This is a genomic window from Pseudomonas sp. MH9.2 (genome assembly GCF_034353875.1).
Taxonomy (GTDB): domain Bacteria; phylum Pseudomonadota; class Gammaproteobacteria; order Pseudomonadales; family Pseudomonadaceae; genus Aquipseudomonas.
Map to the genome: position 1 here is coordinate 3,163,349 of NZ_CP133784.1, position 11,659 is coordinate 3,175,007.

The 11,659-nt window shown below is 55.8% G+C and carries 13 protein-coding genes; all 13 read right to left on the reverse strand.

Features of this window, described 5'->3' with window-relative positions; all coding sequences use genetic code 11:
* Positions 1–32 precede the first annotated feature (32 nt).
* The gene (locus RHM55_RS14845; RefSeq protein ID WP_219063395.1) at positions 33–458 is read right to left on the reverse strand and encodes a F0F1 ATP synthase subunit epsilon; all 426 of its coding nucleotides are present in this window, start codon (positions 456–458) and stop codon (positions 33–35) included.
* Positions 459–502: 44 nt separating this feature from the next.
* Positions 503–1,882, reverse strand: a complete 1,380-nt coding sequence (gene atpD, locus RHM55_RS14850; protein WP_322177104.1) for a F0F1 ATP synthase subunit beta — start codon at positions 1,880–1,882, stop codon at positions 503–505.
* Between the two features lie 28 nt (positions 1,883–1,910).
* Positions 1,911–2,771, reverse strand: coding sequence for a F0F1 ATP synthase subunit gamma (atpG, locus tag RHM55_RS14855; RefSeq protein ID WP_322177105.1), 861 nt, complete (start codon positions 2,769–2,771; stop codon positions 1,911–1,913).
* 50 nt (positions 2,772–2,821) lie between these two features.
* Positions 2,822–4,366: a F0F1 ATP synthase subunit alpha gene (atpA, locus tag RHM55_RS14860; RefSeq protein ID WP_322177106.1), complete on the reverse strand. Its 1,545-nt coding sequence runs from the start codon at positions 4,364–4,366 to the stop codon at positions 2,822–2,824.
* A 21-nt stretch (positions 4,367–4,387) separates the two neighbouring features.
* Complete coding sequence (locus RHM55_RS14865) at positions 4,388–4,924, reverse strand: F0F1 ATP synthase subunit delta (RefSeq protein WP_322177107.1); 537 nt, start codon at positions 4,922–4,924, stop codon at positions 4,388–4,390.
* Positions 4,925–4,936: 12 nt separating this feature from the next.
* Positions 4,937–5,407, reverse strand: a complete 471-nt coding sequence (locus tag RHM55_RS14870; protein WP_322177108.1) for a F0F1 ATP synthase subunit B — start codon at positions 5,405–5,407, stop codon at positions 4,937–4,939.
* Positions 5,408–5,465: 58 nt separating this feature from the next.
* Entirely contained in the window at positions 5,466–5,723 is a 258-nt protein-coding gene (gene atpE, locus RHM55_RS14875; RefSeq protein ID WP_019694395.1) for a F0F1 ATP synthase subunit C, read from the reverse strand.
* 133 nt (positions 5,724–5,856) lie between these two features.
* On the reverse strand, positions 5,857–6,726 hold the full coding sequence (gene atpB / locus RHM55_RS14880) for a F0F1 ATP synthase subunit A (protein WP_322177109.1): 870 nt from the start codon (positions 6,724–6,726) through the stop codon (positions 5,857–5,859).
* 16 nt (positions 6,727–6,742) lie between these two features.
* Positions 6,743–7,150 (reverse strand): F0F1 ATP synthase subunit I, encoded by a 408-nt coding sequence (locus RHM55_RS14885; RefSeq protein ID WP_219063388.1) that lies wholly within the window; start codon positions 7,148–7,150, stop codon positions 6,743–6,745.
* Between the two features lie 146 nt (positions 7,151–7,296).
* The gene (locus RHM55_RS14890; protein ID WP_322177110.1) at positions 7,297–8,178 is read right to left on the reverse strand and encodes a ParB/RepB/Spo0J family partition protein; all 882 of its coding nucleotides are present in this window, start codon (positions 8,176–8,178) and stop codon (positions 7,297–7,299) included.
* Positions 8,179–8,187: 9 nt separating this feature from the next.
* Entirely contained in the window at positions 8,188–8,979 is a 792-nt protein-coding gene (locus RHM55_RS14895; protein ID WP_219063386.1) for a ParA family protein, read from the reverse strand.
* An 18-nt stretch (positions 8,980–8,997) separates the two neighbouring features.
* On the reverse strand, positions 8,998–9,633 hold the full coding sequence (gene rsmG / locus RHM55_RS14900) for a 16S rRNA (guanine(527)-N(7))-methyltransferase RsmG (RefSeq protein WP_322182961.1): 636 nt from the start codon (positions 9,631–9,633) through the stop codon (positions 8,998–9,000).
* A gap of 5 nt (positions 9,634–9,638) precedes the next feature.
* The gene (gene mnmG / locus RHM55_RS14905; protein WP_322177111.1) at positions 9,639–11,531 is read right to left on the reverse strand and encodes a tRNA uridine-5-carboxymethylaminomethyl(34) synthesis enzyme MnmG; all 1,893 of its coding nucleotides are present in this window, start codon (positions 11,529–11,531) and stop codon (positions 9,639–9,641) included.
* Positions 11,532–11,659 lie beyond the last annotated feature (128 nt).

An 11,659-nucleotide genomic window follows, 5' to 3' on the forward strand; every position in this document is an offset into this window, starting at 1 on the left:
CTTTTTCTCAATCGCGCAGAAAGCAGACGGGATTAACCGCCAAACTTTTTGCGAATTTGCTGAATCGTGCGCAGCTGAGCTGCAGCCTCGGCCAGACGTGCGGCCGCAGAGCCATAATCGAAATCTGCGCCTCTTTCATGCAGCGCCTTCTCAGCAGCCTTAACAGCCAGCTGAGCGGAGGCTTCGTCCAGGTCGGCAGCACGTTGCACGGTGTCGGCAAGTACCTTGACCATGTTCGGCTGAACCTCGAGGAAACCGCCTGAGATGTAGTACACCTCAGCTTCCCCGCCCTGTTTGATCAAGCGGATCGGACCTGGCTTCAGATCAGTGATCAGCGGCGCGTGGCCTGGAGCGATACCAATATCACCCAGGTTGCCGTGCGCAATCACCATCTCGACCAGACCGGAGAAAATTTCTCCTTCCGCGCTAACGATATCGCAATGGACTGTCATAGCCATTTGCTTGCCTCAACCTGATTAGCGCCCGTTGCCGGGCGCCGGGATTACAGTTTTTTGGCTTTCTCGATCGCTTCTTCGATGCCGCCTACCATGTAGAACGCTTGTTCTGGCAGGTGGTCGTAGTCACCGTTGAGGATGCCTTTGAAGCCAGCAATGGTGTCTTTCAGGGAAACGTATTTACCCGATGCACCGGTGAAGACTTCAGCCACGAAGAACGGCTGCGACAAGAAGCGCTGGATCTTACGAGCACGGTTTACCAACTGCTTGTCGACTTCCGACAGCTCGTCCATACCCAGGATCGCAATGATGTCCTTCAGTTCTTTGTAACGCTGCAACACGTACTGAACGCCACGAGCGGTGTCGTAGTGATCCTGGCCGATAACGTTCGGGTCCAGCTGGCGCGAAGTCGAGTCCAGTGGATCGACCGCTGGGTAGATACCCAGAGAGGCGATGTCACGGGACAGTACGACGGTGGCGTCCAAGTGGGCGAAGGTGGTCGCAGGCGACGGGTCAGTCAAGTCATCCGCAGGTACGTATACCGCTTGGATCGAGGTGATCGAACCGTTTTTGGTGGAAGTGATGCGCTCTTGCAGCGTGCCCATCTCTTCAGCCAGAGTCGGCTGGTAACCTACTGCGGAAGGCATACGGCCCAGCAGTGCGGATACTTCAGTACCGGCCAGGGTGTAACGATAGATATTGTCGACGAACAACAGAACGTCGTTACCTTCGTCACGGAACTTCTCGGCCATGGTCAGGCCGGTCAGTGCTACGCGCAGACGGTTACCCGGCGGCTCGTTCATCTGACCGTATACCAGCGCCACTTTGTCGAGAACGCTGGAGTCCTTCATCTCGTGGTAAAAGTCGTTACCCTCACGGGTACGCTCGCCCACACCAGCGAACACGGAATAACCGCTGTGTTCCATGGCGATGTTACGGATCAGTTCCATCATGTTTACGGTTTTGCCTACACCGGCACCACCGAACAAACCGACTTTACCGCCTTTGGCGAACGGGCAGATCAGGTCGATAACCTTGATGCCGGTTTCCAGCAGGTCGTTGCCGCCTGCCTGTTCCGCGAAGGTTGGCGCAGGACGGTGAATGCCCCAGCGCTCTTCGGTGTCGATCGGGCCAGCTTCGTCGATCGGGTTGCCCAGAACGTCCATGATCCGGCCCAAGGTCGCTTTACCGACAGGTACGGAGATGGCTGCGCCAGTGTCTTTGACTTCCAGACCGCGCTTCAAGCCTTCGGTGGAACCCATCGCAATGGTGCGGACCACGCCGTCGCCCAGCTGCTGCTGAACTTCAAGGGTGGTCCCGGCCGCGCTTTGTACCAACAGCGCGTTGTAGATGCTCGGTACGTTTTCGCGTGGGAATTCCACGTCGATCACGGCGCCGATGATTTGAACGATACGTCCGCTACTCATTAGCTGGATCCTCTGAATATTTGAACCGTTAAACCGCGGCAGCGCCGCCGACGATTTCCGAGATCTCTTGGGTGATCGCAGCCTGACGCGCCTTGTTGTAGACCAGTTGCAAATCGCTGATCAAATCACCGGCGTTATCAGTGGCGTTCTTCATTGCGATCATCCGCGCGGCTTGTTCAGCTGCGCTGTTCTCGACCACCGCCTGGTACACCTGCGACTCCACGTAGCGCACCATCAGGCCGTCAAGCAGCTCTTTGGCGTCGGGTTCGTAGAGATAGTCCCAGTGGTGCTTGAGTCCTTGATCCGGGGTTGCCACCAGCGGAATCAACTGCTCCACCGCTGGCTGTTGCGTCATGGTGTTGATGAACTTGTTGGATACCACGGACAGGCGATCAATACGGCCATCCAGATAGGCATCCAGCATCACCTTGACGCTGCCGATCAAGTCATTGATCGACGGCTCTTCGCCCAAGTGGCTGATCGCAGCGACGACGTTACCGCCGAAGTTGCGGAAGAATGCCGCACCTTTGCTGCCGACCACGCACAGATCGATCTCTACGCCGTTTTCACGGTTTACCGCCATGTCCTTGACCAAAGCCTTGAACAGGTTGGTATTCAAGCCGCCACACAGACCACGGTCACTGCTCACAACGACATAACCAACACGCTTTACTTCGCGATCGATCATGAACGGGTGGCGGTATTCCGGGTTGGCGTTGGCCAGATGTCCGATTACCTGGCGGATGCGCTCCGCGTAAGGACGGCTAGCGGACATACGCATTTGAGCCTTGCGCATTTTGCTGACCGCCACTTTTTCCATGGCGCTGGTGATCTTTTGCGTGCTTTTGATGCTCGCAATCTTACTGCGAATCTCTTTTGCGCCTGCCATGTAACACCTATCAGGTTAGCAAGCGGGAGCCTCTCGGCCCCCGCTGCGGCTTACCAGGTTTGGGTGGCCTTGAACTTCTCGATACCGGCTTTGAGGCCAGCGTCGATTTCGTCATTGAAGTCACCCTTCACGTTGATCTTCGCCATCAAATCGGCGAGATCGCGGTTGAAGTAAGCAATCAGAGCCTGCTCGAAGCTGCCGATTTTTGGAATCTCGATGTCCACCAGGAAGCCACGTTCAGCGGCATACAGGGACAACGACATATCAGCGATAGACATCGGCGCGTATTGCTTTTGCTTCATCAGCTCGGTAACGCGCTGACCATGCTCAAGCTGCTTGCGAGTGGCTTCGTCCAGGTCAGAAGCGAACTGGGCGAATGCCGCCAATTCACGGTACTGAGCCAGAGCGGTACGGATACCACCGGAAAGCTTCTTGATGATCTTGGTCTGAGCGGCACCACCCACACGGGATACCGAAACACCGGCGTTCACAGCAGGACGAATCCCGGAGTTGAACATGGCCGATTCCAGGAAGATCTGACCGTCGGTGATCGAAATCACGTTGGTCGGAACGAACGCGGAAACGTCGCCAGCCTGGGTTTCGATGATCGGCAGTGCGGTCAAGGAACCGGTTTTGCCGGTTACTGCACCGTTAGTGAACTTCTCTACGTATTCTACGGAAACACGCGATGCGCGTTCCAACAGACGGGAGTGGAGATAGAACACGTCACCTGGGTAAGCTTCACGGCCTGGTGGACGACGAAGCAGCAGGGAAATCTGGCGGTAAGCCACTGCTTGCTTGGACAGATCGTCATAAACGATCAGCGCGTCTTCACCGCGGTCACGGAAGTATTCGCCCATGGTGCAGCCGGAGTACGGAGCAAGGAACTGCAACGCAGCAGATTCGGAAGCACTGGCAGCAACGACGATGGTGTTAGCCAACGCGCCGTTCTCTTCGAGTTTGCGAACCACGTTGGCGATGGTCGATTGTTTCTGACCAATTGCCACGTAGACGCAGAAGATGCCGCTGTTTTTCTGATTGATGATCGCATCGATCGCCAGAGCGGTTTTACCGATCTGACGGTCGCCGATGATCAGCTCGCGCTGGCCACGGCCGACAGGGATCATGGCATCTACAGCCTTGTAGCCAGTCTGCACAGGCTGATCTACCGACTTACGCCAGATCACACCCGGAGCAACCTTCTCGACAGCGTCGGTGAGGACGTTGTTCAGAGGGCCTTTGCCGTCAACTGGGTTACCCAGTGCGTCGACTACGCGACCCAGCAGTTCCGGACCAACCGGAACTTCGAGGATGCGGCCTGTGCACTTGGCGCTCATGCCTTCAGCCAGAGTCGTGTAAGCGCCCAATACCACAGCACCTACAGAGTCTTGCTCAAGGTTAAGCGCCATACCGAAGACGCCGCCCGGAAACTCGATCATCTCGCCGTACATGACGTCGGCCAGACCGTGAATCCGCACGATGCCGTCAGATACGCTGACGACAGTGCCTTCGTTACGGGCTTGGGAGGTTACATCGAGCTTGTCGATGCGACCCTTGATAATTTCACTTATTTCGGAAGGATTGAGTTGCTGCATTGCTCTGCTGCCCCTTCAAACTCAAGATTTCAATGCTTCGGCCAGTTGCGCGAGTTTGCCACGAACTGAGCCATCGATAACCAGGTCGCCGGCGCGGATGATGACACCACCTATAAGGGTGGCATCCTCCGCAGCGTGCAGGCGCACTTCCCGGCCGAGCCGTGCACTGAGAACCTTGGCGAGTTTGTCTTGCTGTTCTTCGTTCAATGCAAAAGCACTGGTGACGTCCACATCAACCGATTTTTCCTGCTCAGCCTTGTACAGGTCGAACAGTGCGGCGATCTCCGGCAATAGCGGGAGACGGTCGTTTTCGGCAACGATATGAATGAAGTTCTGTACTTTTACATCAAACTTGTCGCCACACACTTCGATAAAAGTGGTGGCCTTATCTGCGCTCGTCAGTCGCGGGGCCTTGAGTACGCGCTGCATTGTGTCGTTTTGCGACACAGCTGCAGCCAAGCCGAGCATGGCTGACCAATTGGCCAGTTGCTGGTGGGCCTGGGCGTGCTCAAAGGCTGCCTTAGCGTAAGGTCGGGCCAACGTGGTCAGTTCTGCCATGATCGCCCTCGCTTAAATTTCAGCAGCCAGTTTATTAACCAGCTCCGCGTGCGCGTTTTGATCGATTGTGGCACCCAGGATCTTCTCGGCACCGTTGACTGCCAGGCTGCCCAATTGGGCGCGTAGCGCGTCTTTGACGCCGTTCAGTTCCTGCTCGATCTCGGTCCGAGCCTGAGCCTTCACACGGTCAGCTTCGACAACAGCCTGTTCACGGGCTTCATCGATAATCTGATTACCGCGTTTCTTTGCTTGCTCAATGATTTCAGCTGCCTGAGCTTTAGCATCGCGCAGTTGCTGACCCACTTTATCTTGGGCCAACTCCAGGTCACGAGTTGCTCGGCTAGCAGCGTCCAATCCATCCGCGATCTTCTTCTGACGTTCGTGCAAAGCCGCGATGACCGGAGGCCATACGAACTTCATGCAGAACAGTACAAAAATGAAGAACGCAACGGACTGGCCAATCAGGGTTGCATTAATGTTCACGCCAACACCTCGCTCGTTCGTTGTCCATCACACTTGCTCAACTCGAAAAACCGAGTAATTAGTGAGCCAGTTGACCAACGAAGGGGTTCGCAAAGGTGAAGAACAGAGCGATACCAACACCGATCATGGTCACGGCGTCGAGCAGACCAGCGACGATGAACATTTTAACTTGAAGCATTGGGACCATCTCTGGTTGGCGAGCTGCGCCTTCCAGGAATTTACCGCCCAACAGGCCGAAACCAATTGCGGTACCCAGTGCGCCCAGGCCGATCAACAGTGCAACAGCGATAGCGGTTAGACCAACTACAGTTTCCATCTTTCCTCCCGACTTTTACGTCGTATTGGTTAGGTTTTTAGATTAAAGCGGTAAAGCAAAATCGTTTTTACAGCAGCCCTTCCGGGCACCCTCTCACCAACGCAAGAGGGTCATCAGACACGCCAGGCGAGTCTTAATGGTTCTCTTCGTGAGCCATCGAAAGGTAGACGATGGTCAGCATCATGAAGATGAACGCTTGCAGGGTGATGATCAGGATGTGGAAAACTGCCCACGCCCATTGCAGCACAACACCCAGGCCACTGAGCCAGAGCAGACCGCTGCCGAACATAACCGCGATCAGGATGAAGACCAGCTCGCCAGCGTACATGTTGCCGAACAGTCGCAGTGCCAACGAAATTGGTTTGGCAATCAGCGTCACGAATTCAAGCAGGAAGTTCACCGGAATCAACAACGCCTGAACAAAAATGTTCTTGCTGCCGAATGGGTGCAGGGTCATTTCGCCGACGAAACCGCCGATGCCCTTGATCTTGATGCTGTAAAAAATGATCAGCGCGAACACCGACAAGGCCATGCCCAGGGTCGCGTTAGGATCTGTCGTCGATACCGCACGGAACGGAATGTGCGAGTCGCCAGTGATCAGGACAGCCAGTTTCGGAATCCAGTCGACCGGTACAAGGTCGACGGCGTTCATCATGAACACCCAGACGAAAATGGTCAGTGCCAATGGCGCAATGACAGGGCTACGACCGTGGAAACTGTCTTTTACGCTGCCATCAACGAATTCCACCAGGACCTCGACGAAGTTCTGCAGGGCGCCCGGCTGACCAGAGGTCGCCTTTTTAGCCGCCATGCGGAAAATCAATACGAAGATCAAACCCAATGCTACCGACCAGCCGAGGGTATCGACGTGGAAAGCCCAGAAGCCCATGTCTTTGGCTTGAGCTGCGGAGTGGGCAAAGCCCCAACCGCCGGTTGGCAATTGACCAAAGGTCAGGTTCTGCAAGTGGTGCTGGATATAGCCCGAAGCGGTTTCTGCTGCCATGGTTGCCTCAAACGCCCTAAGGTCTCGAAAGTCTTGTTCTCATAAGCAGGGGAGCAAACCAGCTGACCGACTGGGTCAACATGAACACGCCGAATACAGCCAGCGGCGCCAGTGGCTTCACACCTACAAAGGTCAGCGCAAAAAACGCTGCCGTCAAAATCAGTTTGCCAGCCTCGCCGGCATAAAAAGACCGGACTATGGCTTGCGCTGCTCTAGCACCGGAAAACCGGAACGCCTTATGAGCAAAATACAAATTGGGCAGCCAAGCTATCAAACCTCCGCAAAGGCCTGAGTACCCAGCTACGACTCCGTGCCACTGCCACAGCGCCAAAGCTGCCAGCAGCAGGACTACACATTGAGCCAGCAGTACCGGAAAAACCGCCAAGCGATGGAACGGCAGGCGGTTTTGCGTGCGGCTTTCCATCACAACTGCTCCTCGAATGCCGGCCGCCAAAATCAATAACTTGGCATCATTTGTGCCGACAAAATGCGCGCAGAGTATAGGGGCGCTTTACCCCCTATTCAACTGTTAGGTAGTGATTTCCGACTACACGCTACAAAGCAATTGTTTCAGCGAATGTGAGCAAGGACACCCTGCAACTCATCCAGTGAATTATAGCGAATCACTAACTGTCCTTTTCCCTTCTGACCGTGGCGAATCTGCACCGCAGAGCCTAGGCGCTCGGCCAGGCGCTGTTCCAGGCGACTAATATCGGGGTCGGATTTGACCGGTTCAGAGGACCCGGCAGAGGCTGGTTTGCCACTCAACCACTGGCGAACCAATGCTTCAGTCTGGCGCACAGTAAGGCCGCGTGCGACAACATGTCGCGCCCCTTCAACCTGCTGTTCTTCGGGCAAACCGAGCAATGCACGCGCATGGCCCATTTCCAGGTCGCCGTGGGACAGCATGGTTTTGATGACTTCAGGCAAAGAAATCAAACGCAGCAGGTTGGCCACAGTAACGCGCGACTTACCCACCGCATCCGCGACTTGCTGCTGAGTTAGTTGGAATTCCTGCTGGAGACGCTGTAAAGCGACCGCCTCCTCGACAGGATTGAGGTCTTCGCGCTGAATGTTCTCGATCAATGCCATGGCGATAGCCGTTTCATCGGGCACATCGCGGACCATGGCTGGAATAGTTTCCAGCCCTGCCTGCTGGGCGGCACGCCAGCGACGTTCACCTGCAATGATTTCAAAGCGCTTGTCGGCAATCGGACGCACCACGATTGGCTGCATGACGCCTTGGGCTTTGATCGACAGAGCAAGCTCTTCAAGCGCCTGGGGGTCCATGTCGCGGCGTGGCTGGTATTTACCGCGCTGGATCAGGTCCAGTGGCAAATGCTGCAGTTCACGTTGATCGGCCTGAACAGCCTGTTCTTCCAGCGCACTGACGGTCGGACTGCTTAGGAGCGCGTCCAGCCCACGTCCGAGACCTCGTTTCTTAACGGCCATGCGGATTCCTTAATTTGCCTGAGCGGTGCGCGAGTTGCGACGTTGACGGCGAACCATCTCACCAGCCAAGGCAAGGTAGGCCAAGGCGCCACGCGATGTTTTGTCATACGTCAGCGCCGGCATGCCAAAACTCGGTGCTTCAGCCAGACGGATATTACGTGGGATGACCGTGTCGTAGAGCTGTTCCCCGAAATGCTCTTTGAGCTGATCGGAAACATCGTTGATCAAACTCAGTCGCGGGTCGTACATGGTGCGCAGCAAGCCTTCGATCTTTAGCTGCGGGTTGAGCAGCTCGGCGATGCGCTTGATGTTATCCACAAGGTCGCTCAGCCCTTCGAGCGCAAAGTACTCACACTGCATGGGGATAATGACCCCGTCAGCGGCAACCAGAGCGTTCAAGGTAAGCATCGACAACGACGGAGGACAGTCGATGAGGATGTAATCGTAATTCTCGCGAATAGGCGCCAGAGCGTTGCGCAGACGACTTTCCTTCAACTGCATGTCCAGCAGAACCACTTCGGCCGCCGTCAGATCACGGTTGGCTGGCAGCAACTGATACCCGCCGTGTTCGGAGAACTGCATGGCCTGGGCCAGATCGCATTCGCCGATCAGTAGGTCATAAACCGAATACTCAAGCGCGTGTTTATCCACACCGCTGCCCATCGTGGCGTTGCCCTGCGGGTCGAGATCGATCAACAACACACGGCGCTTGGTCGCGACCAGTGACGCTGCGAGGTTGATACAGGTGGTGGTTTTACCCACACCACCTTTTTGGTTCGCTATCGCGAATACCTTAGCCATTCTTGCTTGTGTTCCCAATCATGCCGTGCGGCGCAGTATCAGCAGATGACGTTGGCCCTGGCAACCTGGAACGGTCAAGGCTTGTGCGCTATCGAGGTGAAAATCTGTCGGCAATGCTACCAGCTCATCGGCGGGATGCAGCCCTTTCATCGCCAACCATCGCGTATCCGTGTCGCCCAGGTGCCGGGTCCACTCAGTAAAGTCTTCCAGACTGCTGAACGCTCGGGAAACGATTCCGGTGAAGGGTAGCTCAGGTTTGAACGCTTCCACACGGCTGTGGATAACTTCCAGGTTATCCAGCTTCAGCTCGAGTTTCACTTGAGTCAAAAAACGGGTTTTTTTGCCGTTGCTGTCGAGCACTGTGACTTTCATTTCAGGAAATAGGATCGCCAACGGAATACCGGGCATTCCGCCACCGCTGCCTACATCAAGCCAGCGATCGCCGGCGATGAAGGGCACTACGCTGAGGCTGTCGAGCAAATGCCGCGAGACCATTTCATCCGGGTCGCGTACAGCCGTGAGGTTGTAAGCCTTGTTCCACTTGATCAACAGCGCCAGATAAGCCAGTAACTGGCTGTGTTGGCTGTCGCTCAAGTCGACACCGAGTTGCTGGGTACCTCGGGATAACTCTTCGGCATGTTGCGGGGTGACCATAGAACTCAAGCGCTTTGCTCCAACTGACGGCCCGCGCCGCGTTTTTTCAAATGGATCATCAACAGCGAGATCGCCGCCGGGGTGACGCCAGGAATCCGCGAGGCCTGCCCGAGGGTCTCCGGACGAGTTATCCCCAGCTTGCTCTGGATTTCCTTCGACAGGCCGGAAATACCAACGTAGTCGATGTCTTCTGGCAATTTGGTGTCTTCGCTGGCGCGCAGCCGGGCGATTTCGTCCTGCTGACGGTCGATATAACCGGCGTATTTGGTCTTGATTTCAACCTGCTCGGCGACCTGTGGATCGCTACACCCATCACCGGTAATCGCTACCAGACTGGCGTAATCGATTTCCGGACGTGTCAGCAGGTTGAGCAAATTGTATTCGTGGGTCAGCGGCGTGCCGAAATGCGCGGAGATAGCATCTCCCTGCTCAGTGCCGGGACGTACCCACGTGCTTTTCAGGCGCTGTTCTTCCAGCTCGATGCTTTCACGTTTGGTGCAGAAAGCCGCCCAACGCGCATCGTCGACCAGTCCCAGCTCACGGCCTTTCTCGGTCAGGCGCAAGTCAGCGTTGTCTTCACGCAGGATCAACCGGTATTCGGCTCGAGACGTGAACATCCGATAGGGTTCTTGCGTTCCCAAGGTAATCAGGTCGTCGACCAGTACACCGATGTACGCCTCGTCGCGCCGCGGGCACCAGCTGTCTTTGCCTTGGGCGCGGAGTGCGGCATTGGCACCCGCAAGCAAACCTTGGGCAGCGGCTTCTTCGTAGCCTGTCGTACCGTTGATCTGCCCTGCGAAAAACAGGCCGCCAATTACTTTCGTTTCCAGACTGTATTTCAAATCACGAGGATCGAAATAATCGTATTCGATGGCGTAGCCAGGACGAACGATATGGGCGTTTTCCATCCCGCGAATAGACCGCACGATCTGCAACTGAACATCGAAAGGCAGTGAAGTGGAGATGCCGTTCGGATAGAGCTCGTGGGTGGTCAGTCCTTCGGGTTCGATGAAGACCTGATGACTTTCCTTGTCGGCAAAGCGGTGAATCTTATCTTCAATCGATGGGCAATAACGTGGACCAATACCCTCGATCACCCCGGAATACATGGGCGAGCGATCAAGGTTGGCCGCGATGATTTCATGCGTCCGGGCGTTGGTATGGGTGATCCAGCAGCTGACTTGCGCAGGATGCTGCTCTTTGGACCCCATGAACGACATGACGGGAATAGGCGTATCGCCTGGTTGCTCGGTCATCACCGAGAAATCCACCGAACGGCCATCGATGCGTGGCGGCGTACCGGTTTTCAAGCGACCTACCCGTAACGGTAACTCACGTAACCGTTGAGCCAAGGCAATTGATGGCGGATCGCCCGCACGCCCACCGGAATAGTTCTGCATCCCGATGTGGATAAGTCCACCGAGAAAGGTCCCTGTCGTCAAAACAACCGAGTCGGCCAGGAAACGCAGACCCATCTGTGTCACTACACCGTGAACTTGATCTTGTTCAACGATCAGGTCATCGCAGGCTTGCTGAAATATCCACAGGTTGGGCTGATTCTCGAGGATTTCGCGAACAGCCGCCTTGTACAGCACGCGGTCGGCTTGAGCGCGAGTAGCGCGAACGGCTGGACCTTTACGGCTGTTCAACACACGGAACTGGATGCCGCCTTTGTCGGTGGCAATCGCCATGGCGCCGCCAAGGGCATCGATTTCCTTGACCAAGTGGCTTTTGCCGATGCCGCCAATTGCGGGGTTGCAGCTCATCTGGCCGAGGGTTTCCACGTTGTGCGTGAGCAGCAGGGTTTTGGCACCCATGCGTGCCGACGCCAGTGCGGCCTCGGTACCGGCATGACCGCCGCCGATGACGATCACTTCAAAACGGGAAGGGAATTGCACCACGCACCTCGTGCCTGCTCTTGAGAAATAGGAATGGGAAATCAGGGCAGTCGGCAAGTATAGGGACTTCCCCCCCACGAAGGAACCTTCGTGCACAAAATTTAACCAGCTGTGGATGACTGGCAGAT